The organism is Agrobacterium sp. InxBP2 (assembly GCF_026191755.1).
GTDB lineage: Bacteria > Pseudomonadota > Alphaproteobacteria > Rhizobiales > Rhizobiaceae > Agrobacterium > Agrobacterium pusense.
In genome coordinates this window covers 586,043-604,528 of sequence record NZ_JAINDY010000033.1, presented here as the reverse complement: position 1 = coordinate 604,528, position 18,486 = coordinate 586,043, and the positions used below count along the sequence as shown (strand labels likewise).

Sequence of the window (18,486 nt, the reverse complement as noted above, 5' to 3'; positions counted from 1 at the left end):
AAGACCATGACCAATTTTAAGGATCATCTCGGTCGCCCGATCGTCGCCGTCACCGGCATGGGCATCATTACCTCGCTCGGTCAGGGGCTTGCCGATAACTGGGCGGCGCTGACCTCGGGTAAGTCAGGCATTCACAAAATCACCCGTTTCCCGACCGAAGGGCTTTCGACCAGGATCAGCGGCACGGTGGATTTCATCGATATTCCGGTTCCGAATTCCGTCGAACGTTCCTATGCCTTCGCGCGCGAAACCACCATCGAGGCGCTGGCGCAGGCCGGCATTTCCGGTGACTTTGACGGCCCGCTGTTTCTCGCAGCGCCGCCGATCGAGCCGGAATGGAGTGCCCGTTTCGAGCTTGCCGACCGCTCTCCGCCAGCCACCCAGCCGGGTGATGCCTATGAGCGGTTCCTGACGGCCTTCCGTCAGCGTCCCGATCCGGCATTCCAGGAAGCAGCGCTGTTTGGTGCCATCTCCGAGCGTCTGTCTGACCGTTTCGGTACGCGCGGTCTGCCGGTTACCCTGTCGACCGCCTGTGCATCCGGCGCGACCGCGATCCAGCTCGGCGTCGAGGCCATCCGACAGGGCCGCGCCGAACGGGCTTTGACGGTCGCGACCGATGGTTCTGTCAGTGCCGAGGCGTTGATCCGCTTTTCGCTGCTGTCTGCCCTTTCGACCCAGAACGACCCGCCGGAAAAGGCTTCCAAGCCGTTCAGCAAGGACCGCGACGGTTTCGTGATCGCTGAAGGTGCGGCAACGCTGGTGCTGGAATCGCTCGAAGCCGCCGTCGCACGTGGCGCGAAGGTTCTCGGCATCATCAAGGGCGCCGGTGAAAAGGCCGACAGCTTCCACCGTACACGCTCTTCGCCCGATGGCGGCCCCGCGATTGCGACGATCCGTGCGGCACTGGCCGATGCGGGCGTGGCCGAAAGCGATATCGGCTATATCAACGCCCACGGCACCTCGACGCCTGAGAACGACAAGATGGAATATGGCTCGATGCTGGCCGTCTTCGGCGAAGGCCTGAAGAACATTCCGCTGTCGTCCAACAAGTCGATGATCGGTCATACGCTGACCGCCGCAGGTGCTGTGGAAGCGGTGTTCTCGCTGCAGACCATGCTGACCGGCACGCTGCCACCAACAATCAACTATAACAATCCCGATCCGACCATCACGCTCGACGTGGTGCCGAACGTGAAGCGGGATGCCGAGGTGGGTGCGGTTCTGTCGAATTCCTTCGGGTTCGGCGGGCAGAATGCAAGCCTTGTCATGACGCGGGAACCGGCTTAACCGGTTCGTTACAACAGGGGCGTTTCCGAATGACTTGCGGAAACGCGCCCGTTTCTTTGATTTCGCATTCCAGCCGCAAAACCGTTACAGAGTTTTGCTGGAATGATTTTAGATAACGCCTTCGGGCGAAGGACTGATATATGCGCGCTCTTCAACTCGTCGACGACCGGAAGCTCGAAAAAGTGGATCTGCCCGAACCGGATGCGCCGGCGCCGGGCGAGGTAACGCTGCGCGTCAAGGCCGTGGCGCTCAACCACATCGATGTTTGGGGCTGGCGCGGCATGGCTTTCGCCAAGCGCAAGATGCCGCTCACAATCGGTGCGGAAGCCTCGGGTGTGGTGGAAGCCATCGGTCCGGGCGTATCCAACGTGCTGCCCGGCCAGCTGGTCGCGATCTATGGCGCGCGCACCTGCGGGCTGTGCAAACCCTGCCGCGAAGGCCGTGACAATCTGTGCGAACATGTCCAGGGCGTGCACGGTTTCCATCTCGACGGTTTCGCGCAGGAAAAGATCAACATTCCCGCCCGCCAGCTCGTGCCTGCGCCGCATGGCGTCGACGCCGTCGGTGCCGCTCTCGCGCCGGTGACCTTCGGCACGGTCGAGCACATGCTGTTCGACAATGCCAAGCTGGAGTCCGGCGAAACCATCCTCATTCATGCCGGCGGTTCGGGCATCGGCACGGCGGCAATCCAGCTTGCGAAGAAGATGGGTTGCACCGTCATCACGACAGTCGGTTCCGACGACAAGATCGAACGGGCGAAGGCGCTCGGGGCCGATCATGTGATCAACTATCGCACCGACCGTTTCGAAGGCGTCGTGCGCAAGCTGACGAAAAAGAAGGGCGTCGACGTCGTGTTCGAGCATGTCGGCAAGGATACCTGGGCGGGTTCCATGTTCTCGCTGAAGCGCGGCGGTCGTCTCGTCACCTGCGGTTCCACATCCGGTGTTTCCACCGACATCAACCTGATGATGCTGTTCCAGCAGCAGCTGAAACTGCTCGGCTCCTTCGGCTGCCGTATGGAGAACATGGCCAACGCCATGCAGAAGATGGCACGTGGCATCGTGCGTCCGGTCATCGACACCGAAGTGACCTTTGACGATATCGACCGGGCGCTGGAGCGCATGGAGACGCGTCAGGTGTTCGGCAAGATCGTGCTGCGGATGGACTGAGCATCTTGAAGCTGTTCCTGACACGGATCGTCCTGAAACTGGACCACTTCCGGCAGTGGCTGATTGCGACATTCGCCTTCGGCCTTCTCAACCTGCTGAAGCTCTTTCCCGCCGATGCGGGCATTCGCGCCGCTGACAGACTGGCACGCTGGGTGGGGCCGAAAACCGGCCGCCACAAGCTGATGCTCTACAATCTGGCCCGCGCCTTTCCGGAGAAATCCGAAGAGGAACGGCTGGCAATCGCCATGGACAGCTGGGCTAATATGGGCCGGCTGGCGGCGGAATATGTCTTTCTCGACCGGCTGTTCGATTTCGATCCGGAAAAGAACGAGCCGGGACGCATCGAGGTCCAGGGCATCCCGACCTTCCTCGAGCTGCGCGACAATCCGCGGCCTTTCATCGTCTTTACCGCCCATAGCGGCAATTTCGAACTGCTGCCGGTTGCCGGCTCGGCTTTCGGTCTCGATGTGACGGTGCTGTTCCGGCCACCGAACAATCCCTTTGTGGCCGAGAAAGTGTTCAGTTTCCGCAAGGAGCGCATGGGCAATCTCGTGCCCTCGCATGCCGGCTCCTCCTTCGCGCTGGCGCGGCAGCTGGAAAAGGGCGGTGGTGTGGGTGTGCTCGTCGACCAGAAATTCGGCAAGGGACTGACGACGAAGTTCTTCGGACTTGAGGTTCGCACCAATCCGCTTCTCGCCAAGCTGGTGCGGCAGTTCAATTGCGATGTCTATCCTGCCCGTTGCGTGCGCCTGCCCGATAATCGCTACCGGCTGGAAATCGAACCAAAGGTTGAGATACCGCGCGATGACAAGGGCAATGTCGACATTCAGGCGACGGCGCAGCTTCTGAACGACAAGGTGGAGAGCTGGGTGCGCGAATATCCCGGCCAATGGCTGTGGTATCACGACCGGTGGGACGTTAAGCACCAGATTTGAGGATGCCGGCCGGCTCGTGCTTTCAGAGCAATTTTCACAAAATCGGGCGCAGAAACTGTGCTTTTCGAAATTTTTCCATAGTAGTGGAACCTCATTTTTCGTTCATGGATTATCGAAATTGAAAAAATAGCAGCAGCTGTGATATTTTGAACAACAATCCCCGCCGTGTTTTCGTGCTTCGTTACGTCATTTTTAAGCGCGGAGACGCTATTATCAGGGATAATTGGTCTATCCTTTCGGATTAGGATCGGGATGTTTGCCCGTTCAGGGAGAGTTGGGTTGAAAGATTTGATTGAGCTGTTCTGGCTGCGTTATACGGAACTGCAATCTGCCGTTGGTAAAAACGAGGCCGACAAGATCGCAGTGCTGGAGCGTGAACTGGAGCAGCTTCTCGAGCGCGTCGTCGGACGCAAGACCGAAAGCTCCGAAGACATTCGCGAGCAGTTCCGTTTTGCTATCGATCTCCTCAACCACGAGGCGGAAGACCTTGGCTGCGTGCAGCGCAATTCCGAACTTCTGCGAACGCTCGTCGACCGTTACGTCGGCATGCCGCTCAAGGCGAAAGTGATCGGTGACGAAGATGCGGATAGCCTCGAATGGCACCACCGCCATCTGATCCTCGATGAAGATATGCTCAACGATCTCGATGAGCCTGTCGTCATCGTGTCCCCCGGTTACCGCGTGTCCTTTGCCAATGCGCTCGACGCCTTCCAGCGTAATGCGCCGGAAGGGCTCGTCGGCTGCCACATCGCCGAACTCGTCGGTGTCCACCGTTTCCAGAACGCACTCAGGGAAAAGCTCGATAATTGCTTCAAGGGCGATACGTCGAAATATACCTATGCGGAAGACCAGAACGGTCGCACAATCGTCAAGTCGCTCGAAATGTCGCCTTGTTATTCTTCCGCCTACAAGCTCGTGGGTGCCATGGTGGTCATCCGCGAAATTGCCGATCGCAGGCGCCGCGCTGCGGGTTGACCCCAAACTCCGCTGATATCCGAAGGACGCGCTGAACGCGCCCGATCAGTCCCTTATTTCGGGAAGACGGTTTCCCAGATCGTGGCGATGGACCAGGCGGACGAGGCGTCAATCAGAAGCTTCGTCGCCATGGCCAGACACGACAGAACCAGAAGCGGGCGGATGATCTTCGCGCCGTTTTTCATGGCGAAACGCGACCCGATCTGCGCCCCGATGAATTGGCCGAACCCCATTGCCAGTCCGAGCTTCCACAAAACCGCGCCGCCCATCGCGAAGACGACGAACCCGCCGAAATTGGAGCCCAGATTGAGAAGCTTGGTATGGGCTGTCGCCTTCAGCATGCCAAAACCGGCAAGTGCCACGAAGGCGAGCATGTAAAAGGAACCGGCGCCCGGACCGAAGACGCCGTCATAAAAGCCGATCAGCGGCGCGGCGGTAAATCCGAAAACCAGCGGTGTGATGCGGCGATGGCTGTCTACATCGCTGAGCTGTGGCTTGAAGGCGAAATAGATCGCTATGGCGATCAGCAGGAAGGGCATGATGGTGCGCAGAAGATCGGCAGGCACGAAGGCGGCCGTCAGCGCCCCGAGCATTCCGCCGGCCATCGCCATCAACCCCATCGGCAATTGCTCTTTCAGATTGACATGGCCACGTCTTGCGTAAGCGAGAGTAGCGGAGGCCGAACCGAACTGTGCCTGCAGCTTGTTCGTGCCAAGCGTATCGAGTGGCGGTATTCCCATGATCATCATTGCCGGAATGGTGATGAGGCCACCGCCGCCGGCAATGGAATCGATGAATCCGGCAAAGATGGCGACGCAGAAGAGGACGATGAAAACGTTGAGGGCGATGTCTTGCACTTGGCATGTCCGGGCAGGCGGAAGGAGAGGCCCCTTCTTTCACCGAAAACGCGGTCACGCAATATTTTTCTGTATGGTCTGAGGGGCGCCGGGGGATTGCGGTGTGGCCGCTTATCGTTATGTTTCCGTGGCGCGTCGCCGGAACGACGGATGGCGCCTGACACATGTGGATGAGGGCATTATGCATAAAGTGATATTCGATACGGACCCCGGTGTGGATGACGCCATGGCGCTTCTGTTCCTGCACCGCCACCCCGATATCGATCTGATCGGCGTCACCACCGTTTTCGGCAACGCGCCTATCGACATCACCACCCGCAATGCGCTTTTCCTCAAGCGGGAATGGCAGATGACCGCGCCGGTCGCGAAAGGGGCGGGCGTGACCTTCGATCCGGCCCGCAAGGAAGGCCACTGGCCGACCTTTATCCATGGTGAAAACGGCCTTGGCGATATCGACATTCCAGCGACCATCGACCTGCCGCTCGACCCGCGGCCCGCGCATCGCTTCATCATCGAGACCGTTAAGGCCAATCCCGGTGAAGTGACGCTTATTGCCGTTGGCCGCATGACCAATCTGGCGCTGGCTTTGCGCGAAGAACCTGATTTCGCGGCGCTCGTGAAGGAAGTCATCGTCATGGGCGGCGCCTTCGACATCAACGGCAATGTCTCGCCGGCGGCCGAGGCCAATATTCATGGCGATCCGGAAGCGGCCGATCTTGTCTTCACCGCGCCGTGGCGCGTGGTTGTCGTCGGTCTCGATGTCACGACAAAAACCGTGATGACCAGCGCTTTCATGGCTGAGATGGCAGAGGCGGGCGGCAAGCCGGTGCAGCTGCTTTCGGACCTGTCGCAATTCTACATCGATTTCTACAAGACCCGCACCGGTGACGGCATGGTGGTGCACGACAGCTGCGCCTGTGTTTATCTCGTCGCGCCGGAACTGTTTACCACCCGCAGTGGCCCGGTGCGCGTCGTCTGCGGCGGTCTTGCCGACGGCCAGACCATCCAGAAACCGGACGGACGCGCCTTTCCGCCGGGCGACTGGGACGGGCATCCGAGCCAGCTGGTCTGCACGGATATCAAGCCGGAGCGCGTGCTTTCGGTCATCCGCGCGGCAATTGTGAAGGGCGAGCGCGGCTGAACGACAGGAATGGCCGTTCTTGAGCATGGCTTGCCTTGCATTTTCCCAGAATCTGGCGTTATGCAAGTTCCCTGATCATAGTGCGCGATCCGCCTTGCCGGAGGGCTTGAAAAGGCGGTGCCGGTAGGACGGGCGGATCACCGCTAGGCGGCGTTGGCCCGAGAAAACCCTTGTGGGTTTTCCCCTGCTTTGCGCTACAATGAATAACGCCTGCCGGGTCGGTTCGTGTCGGCTGCGTTTAACAACAAAAACGAACCTTCGTTATGGACCGGAAGAACCGGTCCATTCCCATGAGGAAAGAGATGGAAGAGTTTCACAAGGTCCGGCGTCTGCCGCAATACGTCTTCGAACAGGTCAACCGTTTGAAAGCGAGCGCGCGAGCGGCCGGGGCCGATATCATCGATCTCGGCATGGGCAATCCCGACCTTCCGACCCCGAAGGCCATCGTCGACAAACTTTGCGAGGTCGTTCAGGACCCGCGTACCCATCGCTATTCCTCGTCCAAGGGCATTCCCGGTCTTCGCCGCGCGCAGGCGGCCTATTATGCCCGCCGTTTCGGCGTTAAACTGAACCCCGACACGCAGGTCGTCGCCACGCTCGGCTCCAAGGAAGGTTTCGCCAATATGGCGCAGGCCATCACCGCGCCGGGTGACGTGATCCTGTGTCCGAACCCGACCTATCCGATCCATGCCTTCGGCTTCCTGATGGCGGGCGGCGTTATCCGCTCGATGAATGTCGAGCCTGACGACAGCTTCTTCGGGCCGCTGGAGCGCGCCGTGCGCCACTCCATTCCGAAGCCGCTGGCGCTGATCGTCAATTATCCTTCGAACCCGACGGCGCATGTCGCGTCGCTCGATTTCTACAAGGACGTCATCGCCTTTGCGAAGAAGCACGAGATCATCGTGCTTTCCGACCTTGCCTATTCGGAAATCTATTTCGACGAAAGCAATCCGCCGCCCTCCGTTCTCGAGGTTCCCGGTGCGATCGACGTTGCGGTGGAATTCACTTCCATGTCGAAGACGTTTTCCATGCCCGGCTGGCGGATGGGCTTTGCCGTTGGCAACGAGCGGCTGATCGCGGCGCTGACCCGCGTGAAGTCCTATCTCGATTACGGCGCCTTCACACCCATCCAGGTTGCTGCGACCCATGCACTGAACGGTGACGGCTCTGATATCGCCGAAGTGCGCAATGTCTATCGCCGCCGTCGCGATGTCATGGTCGACACCTTCGGCAAGGCGGGCTTCGAAGTACCGCCGCCGGCGGCCACCATGTTCGCCTGGGCGAAGATCCCGGAAAAATTCCGCCATCTCGGCAGCCTGGAATTCTCCAAGCTCCTGGTCGAGAAGGCAGATATCGCCGTTGCTCCCGGCATCGGCTTCGGCGAGATGGGCGATGATTACGTCCGTCTCGCGCTCGTGGAAAACGAGCATCGAATTCGTCAGGCAGCGCGCAATCTGAAGCGTTTCCTGTCGACCGCAGACGAAACGATGCACAACGTCGTTTCGCTCAACGCCCACAGATAAGGGCAAACCCAGGGCGGCCGGGTCTCGGCCGCCACCATCACCAGCAATCAGGAACATACCCATGGCAGATTCATTGAGAATCGGCATAGCGGGGCTCGGCACTGTCGGCGCTTCGCTCGTGCGCATCCTCCAGCAGAGAAGCAACGAACTTGCGATTACCTGCGGACGCGCAATTGAGATTATTGCCGTAAGCGCGCGCGATCGTTCGCGTGACCGCGGCATTGATCTCACGGGTATTACCTGGTTCGACACGCCGGAACAGATGGCGAGCGAAGCCGACATCGATGTATTTGTCGAACTGGTCGGCGGTGCTTCCGGACAGGCCGAAAATGCGGTGCGGGCAGCGCTGTCGCGCGGTCTCCATGTGGTGACAGCCAACAAGGCGCTGCTGGCCAAGCATGGTGTCGAACTGGCGACCATTGCCGAAGACAAAGGCGCGCTTCTGAACTTCGAGGCGGCGGTCGCTGGCGGCATTCCCGTCATCAAGGCCCTGCGTGAATCGCTGACCGGCAATCACGTGACGCGCATCTACGGCATCATGAACGGCACCTGCAACTACATCCTCACAAAGATGGAGAAAGAAGGCCTGTCCTTCGAGGCCTGTCTGAAGGAAGCGCAGCGGCTGGGATATGCAGAGGCTGATCCCGCCTTCGATATCGAAGGTAACGACACCGCGCACAAGCTTTCCATTTTGACCACGCTTGCCTTCGGCAACAAGATCGCTGCCGACGACATTTATCTCGAAGGCATCACCAATATTTCGATCGAGGACATCCAGGCGGCTGCCGATCTAGGCTATCGCATCAAGCTTCTCGGCGTGGCGCAGGTCACCGAATCCGGTATCGAGCAGCGCGTCCATCCGACCATGGTGCCGCTCGATTCCGTCATCGCGCAGGTCGATGGCGTCACCAACGCCGTGGCGATCGAATCCGACATTCTCGGTGAATTGCTGATGGTCGGACCCGGCGCCGGCGGCAACGCCACAGCATCCGCCGTGCTTGGCGATATCGCCGATATCGCCAAGAGCCGTCCCGGTGCACAGCGTGTGCCGGTGCTCGGCCGTCCGGCGAAATCGCTGACGGACTATCGCCGCGCCAAGATGAAGAGCCACGAGGGCGGTTACTTCATCCGCCTCACGGTGAAGGATCAGGCCGGTGTGTTCGCCTCCATCGCCAGCCGCATGGCTGACAATAACATTTCGCTGGAATCCATCGTGCAGCGCCAGCGCGTGCACGTGGAAGGCGCGCCGCAGACAATCATCCTTGTTACGCACGCGACAATGGAAGATGCGATCCGCAAGGCGGTAAAAGCGATCAAGAACGAGAAATATCTCGTCAGCGAGCCCCAGGTCATCCGCATCGAGCGGACCTGAAGCGCGACGCTACTGTCGTGAGATCAAAAACCGCGTTTCCATCCGGAAACGCGGTTTTTTGTTGCTTGGGGGACCGGCGCCTTCCTGCGGTCTGGTGGCCGCAAAATTTGAGGGGACGGTGCGTGAAGCGCTGGAAAGCAGGGCGATTCGGCCTTATGGTTAATCGTGTTCACCAAGCGAGGGAGGCGTGGCCGTGACATCGATCATCCTGTTCAAGGACAACAAGCGCCAGGGCGCTCCGGCGAGCCATCACCGGGCGCGGCCGCACAATGCCAATGACAATATTCGCAGCATGGAATTCGATATGGCCGAATATGAGCGTAACTGGTGTTCGCTCGCGGTATTTTCGCTGCTGCTGCTTGTCGCGGCCGTCTCGATTGTCAGCCCTTTTTTCTCGATTTTCTCGACGTGATTTCGTCAAGGCGCGTTTTTGCTTGAAAAACGCAGCATCGCCATTTAGCCCGTTCTAACCATTAGAGCGCCTGTTGGCGCGAATGACAGGACGAATGGACAGGATGGTAATGATGGAGCCGGCCGATACCGTGGCCCGCGCATTTTTAAGCGTGGAGCGGTCGGCAACAGAACAGCGGTGGGTGTCTCGGCTGGATCAGGCCGGGCAGAACCGTGCGCTGGCCATGTCCCAGGTCCACGGTATTCCGGAACTGATCGCCCGGGTGCTCACCGGGCGCGGTGTAGGGGTGGACGATGCCCTGGCGTTCCTTGATCCCACCATTCGCTCCCTGATGCCCGACCCGCATGTGCTGACCGATTGCGAGAAGGCCGCCGAGCGGCTTGTGCGCGCCATTGAAGCGGGTGAGAAGGTGGCGATCTTCGGTGATTACGATGTCGACGGCGCTGCTTCCTCCGCGTTGATGTACCGGTTTCTTGCACATTTCGGGCTGACGCCCGAGATCTACATTCCCGACCGAATTTTCGAGGGTTACGGGCCTAACCCGGCGGCGATGCAGCAGCTGGCCGCCAATGGCGCGACGCTGATCGTGACGGTGGACTGCGGATCCACCAGCCATGAATCGCTCAAGGCGGCAAAAGAGGCAGGAACGGACGTTGTGGTCATCGACCACCATCAGGTGGGTACGGAACTGCCGCCGGCGGTGGCGCTGGTCAATCCCAACCGGGAGGACGATCTGTCGGGGCAGGGGCATCTCTGTGCCGCTGGCGTGGTGTTCCTCGTGCTCGTCGCCACGCTTCGCGTTCTCAAGGACAGGCGGCACCGCCAGGCCTTCACGCTCGATCTGCTGTCATTGCTCGACATCGTTGCGCTTGCGACGGTCTGCGATGTGGTTCCCCTGAAAGGGCTGAACCGCGCCTATGTGGTGAAGGGCCTGATTGCCGCACGCCACATGAAAAATGCCGGCCTTGCCGCGCTGTTCAAGAAGGCGGGGCTGGGCGGGCCTGTGACACCCTATCATTTCGGTTTCCTGATCGGGCCCCGCATCAACGCCGGGGGGCGTATTGGCGACGCTGCGCTTGGCAGCCGATTGTTGACGATCGATGATTCCTCGCAGGCCGAGGTGATTGCCGAGCGGCTGGACGAGCTGAACCGCGAGCGACAGGCGATGGAAGCGGCGATGCTGGCGGAGGCCGAAGCGGAGGCCCTGTTCGAATATGGCGACGGCTCGGGTGCCGGTGTTATCGTCACCGCGCGTGAAAACTGGCATCCCGGCATTGTCGGCTTGTTGGCCTCGCGCCTGAAGGATCGCTTCCGCCGCCCGGCTTTTGCCATTGCCTTCGATCCCTCCGGCAAGGGCACCGGCTCCGGCCGTTCGATCGCCGGCTTCGACATGGGGCGGATGGTGCGCACTGCCGTGGAGGCCGGCCTGCTGGTCAAGGGCGGCGGTCACGCCATGGCGGCAGGCCTCACGGTTGAGCGCGCCAATCTCGGCAAGCTCAGGACCTTTTTCGAGGAAGCCGCGGCAAAGACCGTAAACGAGCTGGTAGAGAGCAGCGTATTGAAGATTGATGGCGCCATCGGCGCTTCGGGGGCTACCTTGCAGCTTGTCGACCAGCTGGAACAGGCCGGTCCCTATGGTTCCGGTCATTCTCAGCCGATCTTTGCCGTTCCGGCGCATCGCCTGCGTGATGTGCGGCTGGTGGGCACATCCCACGTCAAGATCACGCTGGAGGCCATGGATGGCTCACGGCTGGACGGAATCGCGTTCCGCGCCGCCGAGGCGCCCCTGGGACAGATGCTCATGAATGCCCGCGGACGGAATATTCACGTCGCGGGTACTGTGGGCGCCGATCTCTGGCAGGGGCAAAGGCGGGTTCAACTGCGTGTTCTGGACGCCGCTTTCGCGCCCTGAGAGGGGCCACCAATCTATCTCGACTGTCACCGGCCAACGGTTGTCGCTGACCTATGCACTACAACAGGATATCTTTACGCGATGCGTGAAGATATACGTTTATGCTGCTGATTTTAAGGAAGAAGCAAGTGGCACGCCCTAGGGGAGTCGAACCCCTCTTTTCAGAATGAAAATCTGACGTCCTAACCGATAGACGAAGGGCGCGTGCGCTTGTGGTGTGGCGCCCTTATAGTCAGGCTCCCGTTGCTCCGCAAGCGGAAAAACTGATTTTTTTCGCTTTGCGGCGAGTTTTTTTGGCAGGGCGGAACGGGCTGTGGAAAACTCGGTCGGACCGGCCCAAATCCTTGAATTACCGCTCCAATCTCGCGCGGCACGAGACGCGACGATGCGGTGCAAGTGGGCAAAGCCCAGCATCTTGGATGTTGAACTGGCAGTGCTCTGCCGAAGCTCGGGACTTCCTGATGATCCGGGAGAGGGGAAAGGCAAGCCGGGTGAGTTGCGCGGCGGCATTTCGTCCGGCTTGCCTTCCATCGGGGGGACAGGCATCTAACGTGCCGACGGCAAATCGGTTCCGCAGCAATGATGAGATGCTGGAATTATTGCGATTTTATCGAATGATTTTGCCGTGTGGGAGGTAACCAGGGAAGCAAGTGGCACGCCCTAGGGGAGTCGAACCCCTCTTTTCAGAATGAAAATCTGACGTCCTAACCGATAGACGAAGGGCGCGTGCGCTTGTGGTGTGGCGCCCTTATAGTCAGGCTCCGGTTGCTCCGCAAGCGGAAAAACGCATGATTTGACAAAAAAATGACACGGGTGGCCAGAAGCCCTGAAAAACAAGGATTCTTGTTTCGTAACAAAAGGTTAAAGCGTGCTTGGTCCCGCGGTTTTGCGCTTCTAACGGAAGAGAATGATGTGGGGGACCGCGTTGGTGGGCAGTGATTCACTCAAGTGGCTCCGGGACGTGAGAAGCGCAGCGTCATGAAAAGCCAAAGATCACGCCAGATCTGGAGCTGGGTTGTCGTCATAAAAAAACGGGGCCCAGAGGCCCCGTCCGATGATGCTTGTTCTCAATGCAGTATCTGGCTGAGGAACAGGCGGGTACGCTCGTGCTGCGGATTGTCGAAGAATTCGGCGGGCGAGTTCTGTTCGACGATCTGGCCCTGGTCCATGAAGATAACGCGGTTTGCGACCTGACGCGCAAAGCCCATTTCGTGGGTCACGCACAGCATGGTCATGCCGTCTTCTGCGAGGCTGACCATGGTATCAAGCACTTCCTTGACCATTTCCGGGTCGAGCGCCGAGGTCGGCTCATCGAAGAGCATGATCTTCGGCTTCATGCAGAGCGAGCGGGCAATCGCCACACGCTGCTGCTGACCGCCGGAGAGTTGGCCCGGATATTTATGCGCCTGCTCGGGAATCTTCACGCGCTTCAGATAGTGCATCGCCACTTCTTCGGCTTCCTTCTTGGGCATCTTGCGAACCCAGATCGGCGCCAGCGTGCAGTTTTCGAGGATCGTCAGATGCGGGAAGAGGTTGAAGTGCTGGAACACCATGCCAACTTCGCGGCGCACCTCGTCGATCTTCTTGAGGTCGTTGGTAAGCTCGATGCCATCAACGACGATGCTGCCCGACTGGTGCTCTTCCAGACGGTTGATGCAGCGGATCATGGTCGATTTGCCCGACCCGGAAGGACCGGCGATGACAATGCGCTCGCCCTTCATGACCTTCAGGTTGATATCACGCAGCACATGGAAATCGCCGTACCATTTGTTCATGCCGGTGATTTCGATTGCGACGTCCGTCGCCGAGACGGTCAGTTTTTTTGCCTGGGTTTCTGCCATTTTGAGCGTCCCTTATCGTTTATGCCCGGTGTCGAGGTGCCGTTCCATGAACAGCGAATATCGCGACATGCCGAAGCAGAATATCCAGAATACGAAGCCTGCGAAAATATAGCCAGTCATGGCGGTGACGGGCGTGGCCCAGTTCGCATCCGATTGGTTGAGTGTGACAATACCGAGCAGGTCGAACATGCCGATGATCGAGACCAGCGACGTGTCCTTGAAAAGCCCGATGAAGGTGTTGACGATGCCCGGAATGACGAGCTTCAGCGCCTGCGGCAGCACGATCAGCCTCGTCTTCTGCCAGTAATTCAGGCCGAGCGAGTCCGCACCTTCATATTGTCCCTTCGGAATGGCCTGCAGGCCGCCGCGGATCACTTCCGCCATATAGGCGGAGGAGAACAGCGACACGCCGACCAGCGCACGCAGGAACTTGTCGAAAGTCCAGCCGTCGGGCAGGAACAGCGGCAGCATGATGCTGGCGAAGAACAGGACGGTGATCAGCGGGATGCCCCTGATGACCTCGATGAAGAGGACGCAGAGCATCTTGATGACCGGCAGGTTCGAGCGTCTGCCGAGAGCCAGAAGAATGCCGAAGGGCAGCGACACCGTTATCCCGAAGAAGGACAGGATGAGCGTGACCATCAGGCCGCCCCAGAGCTGCGTTTCCACCTTCGGCAGGCCGAAGACGCCGCCGATGAGCAGGAAGAACGCAATGAAGGGCAGGATGATGAAGAGCGCCAGCGCATTGAGACGCTTGAACGGCGCCTTCGGTATGAGCATCGGGACCAACAGGATCGCGAACGTCACCATCACGAGGATGGGACGCCAGCGCTCGTCAATGGGGTAACGGCCGAAGACGAATTGTCCGAGCTTGGCCGAGACAAAGGCCCAGCAGGCGCCGGACTGTCCGTCCGGAAGCGCGCCGCCCTGTGAAGCGGTGAGACACGCAATACGGTCGCTGCCGGTCCAAACCGCGTCGATAAACAGCCACTCGATGATCGGCGGCACGATATAGACGAGGAGGGCAATAGCAAGGACGGTAAGCACCGTATCCTTGGGCGTGGCGAAGAGCTTGGTGCGCAGCCAGTGGGTTACGCCCACTGCGCTCGATGGCGCGGGGCGGGCTTCCTCAATGGTCTGGCGCACGAAGGCGTGGTTGCTGATCGTCATCGTCATCTCTCCACCAGAGCCATTTTCGCGTTGAACCAGTTCATGACCACGGCCGTGAGCAGGGACAGCGAGAGGTAGATGACCAGCCAGATGGCAACGACTTCAACCGCCTGACCCGTCTGGTTCAGGATCGTACCGCCAACGGAGACGATATCGGCAAAGCCGACGGCGACCGCAAGCGACGAGTTCTTGGTGAGGTTGAGGAACTGACTTGTCAGCGGCGGAATGATGATGCGCATGGCCTGCGGCACGACGATGAGACGTGTCGTGGTGCTGGAGCGAAGCCCAAGCGCGTCGGCAGCTTCCGTCTGCCCCTTCGCCACGGCCTTGATGCCGCCGCGAACGATCTCGGCGATGAAGGAGGCGGTGTAGAAGGACAGCGCCAGGAACAGCGACATGAATTCAGGCGCGACGACGGCGCCGCCCGAAAGGTTGAAGCGTCCGGCGATGGGGTAATCGAATGTCAGCGGCGCGCCGATTGCGAGGAACGTGGCGAGCGGCAATCCGATGACGAGCAGCGTTATCGTTATTCCGGTGCGGAATTGCTGTCCGGTTTTTTCCTGTCTGGCTTTCGCCCAGCGGTAAACAAGCACGCTGACGACGACGGCGACAAGGAAGGCCAGCGGCACGAGCCAGATTCCGTCCCCCCAGAGCGGTTTCGGAAAGAAGAAGCCACGATTGTTGAGGTAGGTGCCGAGCGGCAGCTCGAGCGATTCGCGTGCCTGCGGCAGGACCGAGATGACGCCCTTGTACCAGAAGAAGATCACGAGCAGCGGCGGGATGTTGCGGAAGATTTCCACATAGGCCTGCGCGAGCTTCGAGATCAGCCAGTTGTTGGACAACCGGGCGATACCGACGATGAAGCCGATGATCGAGGCGGCGATGATGCCAAAAAACGCAACCTGGATCGTGTTGAGAATGCCGACGAGCAGCGCCCGGCCATAGGTCGCATCGCTGGTATAAGCGATCAGCGACTGGCCGATGTCGAAGCCGGCGCGTCCGTTGAGGAACCCGAAGCCGGATGAAATGTTTGAACGTTGAAGATTGGTGATCGTATTCGTCACGATGACCCAGACGAAGGCGGCCAGGATGACGACCGTCAGGACCTGGTAAAAAATGCCGCGTATGCGTGGATCGTAGATAAGTGACGACGCGCTTTGCGCGCGCGATCGTTGCGAACTGACCGCGTTGCCTGCCATAGGCACCTTTCCCTTTTATATGCTCTTTGCGAGCTTATTTATATAATTTGAAGCGGAGGCCGGGTGTTGCCCAGCCTCCTTATGATCTAGCCGATGATGGGGCCGATCAACGGACCGGCGGTGCGTATTGCAGGCCGCCCTTGGTCCAGAGCGCGTTCTGGCCGCGCTCGATCTTCAGAGGCGAGCCGGCGCCGACGTTGCGGTCGAAGACTTCGCCGTAGTTGCCCACCAGCTTGATGATGTTGTAGGCCCAGTCATTGGTCACGCCGAGATCGGTACCGATCTTGGTGCCTTCTTCCGTGCCGAGCAGGCGCTTCACGTCCGGATTTGCGCTGTTCTTCTGCTCGTCGACGTTCTTGGAGGTGATGCCAAGTTCTTCGGCATTGACCATGGCGTAATGAACCCAGCTGACGATGTCGAACCACTGGTCGTCACCCTGGCGAACGGCCGGACCAAGCGGCTCCTTGGAGATGACTTCAGGCAGAACGATGTTTTCTTCCGGGTTCTTCAGCTTCAGGCGGATCGCGTAAAGGCCAGACTGGTCAGTGGTGTAGACGTCGCAACGGCCGGCATCATAAGCAGAGGTCGCGTCGGCTTCCTTTTCGAAAACCACCGGGTTGTACTGCAGATTGTTGGTCTTGAAGTAGTCGGCGAGGTTGAGCTCCGTGGTCGTGCCGGTCTGTACGCAGACGGCGGCGCCGGAAAGCTCGAGAGCGGACTTCACGTTGAGGCTCTTCTTGGCGATGAAGCCCTGGCCGTCGTAGTAGTTGACGGTACGGAAGTTGAAGCCCAGCGACGTGTCGCGGCTGATCGTCCAGGTGGTGTTACGGGTCAGAACGTCGACTTCACCGGACTGGAGAGCCGGGAATCGGTCCTTGCTCGAAAGTGCGACGAACTTGGCCTTCGAAGGATCGCCGAAAACCGCTGTGGCAATACCACGGCAATAGTCCACATCGATACCGGACCACTCGCCCTTGTCATCGGGATTGGAGAATCCCGGAATGCCGGCGCTGACGCCGCAGGTGACGAAACCCTTGCCCTTCACATCCTGAAGCGTCGCAGCCGAAGCGACCGAGGCTCCTCCCAAAACTGCTGCGCCGATGGCGGCCGACAGAATTGCCTTTTTCATTTTTCCCAACCTTTGTTTGTTATCGTCACTTGGAAGAGGACCGGCATGTTTGTTCTGCCCCAGCTCCCCCTTCAGCGAGATCTTTTCGATCCGCTTTTTCTATCACAATCGCAATTGGCAGCGGGGTCAAGACGTGCGGGCAATAATTGTGCCTATAAAACGGAATTTTCCAAAATTTGGTCGTGAAGTGTGCAAAGGGTGAAAATATAAGCATATTTTTGCGGAAATTTGCACTTGCACAGTATTTGTATACTTGTTGTATTCTGGCTGGCGATGGATCAATCCCGTCGGTTGTTGCGTCCCGGCGGGACTTGACCTTGCGGTTCGCTCTCAGCATTGTCGCACGCGTCAATGTTCCTTCGAAAGCTGATCTGAAATGACCAAGACAAATGACCTGCTTTCCGCCGCAGGTGTGAATACGCGCCTCACCCATGGCGGCAATGATCCCGCGGACTGTTTCGGTTTCGTCAATCCGCCAATCGTGCGCGGCTCGACGGTGCTTTTTCCCGACGCGGAGACGCTTTCGACCGAAAACCAGAAATATACCTATGGCACCCACGGCACGCCGACGACCGATGCGCTCTGCAATCTCGTCAATGAGCTGGAAGGGTCTGCCGGAACCATACTCGTGCCTTCGGGCCTTGCGGCCATCACGGTCCCGTTCCTTGCCTATCTCGGCGCTGGCGACCACGCGCTGATCGTCGATTCCGTTTATTTTCCGACACGTCGCTTCTGCAATATGATGCTGAAGAAGCTGGGTGTCGAAGTGGAATATTACGATCCGGCCATCGGGGAGGGCATAGAGGCTCTCATCCGGCCGAACACGAAGCTGGTGCATCTGGAAGCGCCGGGTTCCAACACCTTCGAAATTCAGGATGTCAGGCTGATCACCGATATCGCTCATCGGCATGATTGCGTTGTGACGATGGACAATACCTGGGCGACGCCGCTTTATTTCAAACCTTTGGATTTTGGCGTCGATGTTTCCATCCACGCTGCCACCAAATATCCCTCGGGCCATTCGGATGTGCTGATGGGCTTCGTTTCGGCCAATGAAAAGCACTGGAAGGCGCTTTATCAGGCCAATACCAATCTCGGGATCTGCGTCACTTCGGACGATGCCTATCAGATCCTGCGCGGCATGCGCACGATGGGAATCAGGCTGGCGCACCATCAGAAAAGCGCGCTCGACATCGCCACATGGCTGGAGAGCCGGGACGACGTCGTGCGCGTGCTGCATCCGGCGCTGCCGAGCTTTGCAGGGCATGATCTGTGGAAGCGCGATTTCAAGGGAGCAAGCGGCGTCTTCTCCTTCGTGCTGAAGGCGGAAGAAGGCAGATACAAGCAGACGGCGGCCGCGTTCCTGAATGCGCTGACCTTTTTCGGGCTCGGTTACTCCTGGGGCGGCTACGAATCGCTTGCCGTTTCGGTCTCGCTTGTCGACAGGACCATCGCCAAAGGTCCCTCGGAGGGACCGGTCATCCGCCTGCAGATCGGGCTTGAAGATGTCGCCGATCTCAAGAAGGACCTCGAGGCCGGCTTTGCAGCCGCGGCCGCGGTTTGA

General features: G+C 59.3%; 15 protein-coding genes and 2 tRNA genes. 10 read left to right on the top strand and 7 right to left on the bottom strand.

Annotated elements, in window-relative coordinates:
- The first annotated feature begins 6 nt into the window (after positions 1 to 6).
- The 4 genes from K7A42_RS20860 (at position 7) to K7A42_RS20845 (ending at position 4,366) form a co-directional block, all read left to right on the top strand.
- Positions 7 to 1,287: a beta-ketoacyl-ACP synthase gene (locus tag K7A42_RS20860; RefSeq protein ID WP_282455788.1), complete on the top strand. Its 1,281-nt coding sequence runs from the start codon at positions 7 to 9 to the stop codon at positions 1,285 to 1,287.
- Positions 1,288 to 1,427: 140 nt separating this feature from the next.
- Positions 1,428 to 2,456 (top strand): zinc-binding dehydrogenase, encoded by a 1,029-nt coding sequence (locus K7A42_RS20855; RefSeq protein ID WP_077986270.1) that lies wholly within the window; start codon positions 1,428 to 1,430, stop codon positions 2,454 to 2,456.
- Between the two features lie 5 nt (positions 2,457 to 2,461).
- The gene (locus tag K7A42_RS20850) at positions 2,462 to 3,391 is read left to right on the top strand and encodes a lipid A biosynthesis lauroyl acyltransferase (protein ID WP_045533594.1); all 930 of its coding nucleotides are present in this window, start codon (positions 2,462 to 2,464) and stop codon (positions 3,389 to 3,391) included.
- A 279-nt stretch (positions 3,392 to 3,670) separates the two neighbouring features.
- Entirely contained in the window at positions 3,671 to 4,366 is a 696-nt protein-coding gene (locus tag K7A42_RS20845) for a hypothetical protein (protein WP_006697409.1), read from the top strand.
- A gap of 53 nt (positions 4,367 to 4,419) precedes the next feature.
- Here K7A42_RS20845 and K7A42_RS20840 read toward each other — a convergent pair whose 3' ends face one another.
- The gene (locus tag K7A42_RS20840; protein ID WP_006697410.1) at positions 4,420 to 5,223 is read right to left on the bottom strand and encodes a TSUP family transporter; all 804 of its coding nucleotides are present in this window, start codon (positions 5,221 to 5,223) and stop codon (positions 4,420 to 4,422) included.
- Positions 5,224 to 5,404: 181 nt separating this feature from the next.
- Between K7A42_RS20840 and K7A42_RS20835 the strand changes: the two genes are divergently transcribed.
- The 5 genes from K7A42_RS20835 to recJ all read left to right on the top strand — a co-directional run bounded on the left by K7A42_RS20835 (position 5,405) and on the right by recJ (position 11,583).
- Entirely contained in the window at positions 5,405 to 6,364 is a 960-nt protein-coding gene (locus K7A42_RS20835) for a nucleoside hydrolase (RefSeq protein ID WP_004441945.1), read from the top strand.
- Between the two features lie 302 nt (positions 6,365 to 6,666).
- Positions 6,667 to 7,887 (top strand): LL-diaminopimelate aminotransferase, encoded by a 1,221-nt coding sequence (locus K7A42_RS20830; RefSeq protein ID WP_004441943.1) that lies wholly within the window; start codon positions 6,667 to 6,669, stop codon positions 7,885 to 7,887.
- 61 nt (positions 7,888 to 7,948) lie between these two features.
- Positions 7,949 to 9,259 carry a homoserine dehydrogenase gene (locus tag K7A42_RS20825; RefSeq protein ID WP_004441941.1) on the top strand — a complete coding sequence of 437 codons (1,311 nt, stop codon included), beginning with the start codon at positions 7,949 to 7,951 and terminating at the stop codon, positions 9,257 to 9,259.
- 187 nt (positions 9,260 to 9,446) lie between these two features.
- On the top strand, positions 9,447 to 9,671 hold the full coding sequence (locus K7A42_RS20820; protein ID WP_022556200.1) for a hypothetical protein: 225 nt from the start codon (positions 9,447 to 9,449) through the stop codon (positions 9,669 to 9,671).
- Positions 9,672 to 9,774: 103 nt separating this feature from the next.
- Positions 9,775 to 11,583 carry a single-stranded-DNA-specific exonuclease RecJ gene (gene recJ, locus K7A42_RS20815; protein ID WP_282455861.1) on the top strand — a complete coding sequence of 603 codons (1,809 nt, stop codon included), beginning with the start codon at positions 9,775 to 9,777 and terminating at the stop codon, positions 11,581 to 11,583.
- Positions 11,584 to 11,712: 129 nt separating this feature from the next.
- Here recJ and K7A42_RS20810 read toward each other — a convergent pair.
- The 6 genes from K7A42_RS20810 to K7A42_RS20785 all read right to left on the bottom strand — a co-directional run bounded on the left by K7A42_RS20810 (position 11,713) and on the right by K7A42_RS20785 (position 16,922).
- A tRNA-Glu gene (locus K7A42_RS20810) sits at positions 11,713 to 11,787 on the bottom strand.
- A gap of 447 nt (positions 11,788 to 12,234) precedes the next feature.
- Positions 12,235 to 12,309, bottom strand: a tRNA-Glu gene (locus tag K7A42_RS20805).
- 341 nt (positions 12,310 to 12,650) lie between these two features.
- The gene (locus K7A42_RS20800) at positions 12,651 to 13,424 is read right to left on the bottom strand and encodes an amino acid ABC transporter ATP-binding protein (RefSeq protein WP_004441935.1); all 774 of its coding nucleotides are present in this window, start codon (positions 13,422 to 13,424) and stop codon (positions 12,651 to 12,653) included.
- 12 nt (positions 13,425 to 13,436) lie between these two features.
- Positions 13,437 to 14,594 carry an amino acid ABC transporter permease gene (locus K7A42_RS20795; protein ID WP_004441933.1) on the bottom strand — a complete coding sequence of 386 codons (1,158 nt, stop codon included), beginning with the start codon at positions 14,592 to 14,594 and terminating at the stop codon, positions 13,437 to 13,439.
- Between the two features lie 2 nt (positions 14,595 to 14,596).
- Complete coding sequence (locus K7A42_RS20790; protein ID WP_004441931.1) at positions 14,597 to 15,793, bottom strand: amino acid ABC transporter permease; 1,197 nt, start codon at positions 15,791 to 15,793, stop codon at positions 14,597 to 14,599.
- Between the two features lie 106 nt (positions 15,794 to 15,899).
- Positions 15,900 to 16,922, bottom strand: coding sequence for an amino acid ABC transporter substrate-binding protein (locus K7A42_RS20785; RefSeq protein ID WP_004441929.1), 1,023 nt, complete (start codon positions 16,920 to 16,922; stop codon positions 15,900 to 15,902).
- 376 nt (positions 16,923 to 17,298) lie between these two features.
- Between K7A42_RS20785 and K7A42_RS20780 the strand changes: the two genes are divergently transcribed.
- Positions 17,299 to 18,486 (top strand): cystathionine beta-lyase, encoded by a 1,188-nt coding sequence (locus K7A42_RS20780; protein WP_045534980.1) that lies wholly within the window; start codon positions 17,299 to 17,301, stop codon positions 18,484 to 18,486.

Excerpts from the sequence above, each read along its gene's own strand:
- K7A42_RS20785 (WP_004441929.1), bottom strand. The coding sequence starts at position 16,922 with ATGAAAAAGGCAATTCTGTCGGCCGCCATCGGCGCAGCAGTTTTGGGA.
- K7A42_RS20835 (WP_004441945.1), top strand. The coding sequence starts at position 5,405 with ATGCATAAAGTGATATTCGATACGGACCCCGGTGTGGATGACGCCATG.
- K7A42_RS20830 (WP_004441943.1), top strand. The coding sequence starts at position 6,667 with ATGGAAGAGTTTCACAAGGTCCGGCGTCTGCCGCAATACGTCTTCGAA.
- K7A42_RS20790 (WP_004441931.1), bottom strand. The coding sequence starts at position 15,793 with ATGGCAGGCAACGCGGTCAGTTCGCAACGATCGCGCGCGCAAAGCGCG.
- recJ (WP_282455861.1), top strand. The coding sequence starts at position 9,775 with ATGGTAATGATGGAGCCGGCCGATACCGTGGCCCGCGCATTTTTAAGC.
- K7A42_RS20860 (WP_282455788.1), top strand. The coding sequence starts at position 7 with ATGACCAATTTTAAGGATCATCTCGGTCGCCCGATCGTCGCCGTCACC.
- K7A42_RS20825 (WP_004441941.1), top strand. The coding sequence starts at position 7,949 with ATGGCAGATTCATTGAGAATCGGCATAGCGGGGCTCGGCACTGTCGGC.
- K7A42_RS20800 (WP_004441935.1), bottom strand. The coding sequence starts at position 13,424 with ATGGCAGAAACCCAGGCAAAAAAACTGACCGTCTCGGCGACGGACGTC.
- K7A42_RS20855 (WP_077986270.1), top strand. The coding sequence starts at position 1,428 with ATGCGCGCTCTTCAACTCGTCGACGACCGGAAGCTCGAAAAAGTGGAT.
- K7A42_RS20780 (WP_045534980.1), top strand. The coding sequence starts at position 17,299 with ATGACCAAGACAAATGACCTGCTTTCCGCCGCAGGTGTGAATACGCGC.
- K7A42_RS20795 (WP_004441933.1), bottom strand. The coding sequence starts at position 14,594 with ATGACGATCAGCAACCACGCCTTCGTGCGCCAGACCATTGAGGAAGCC.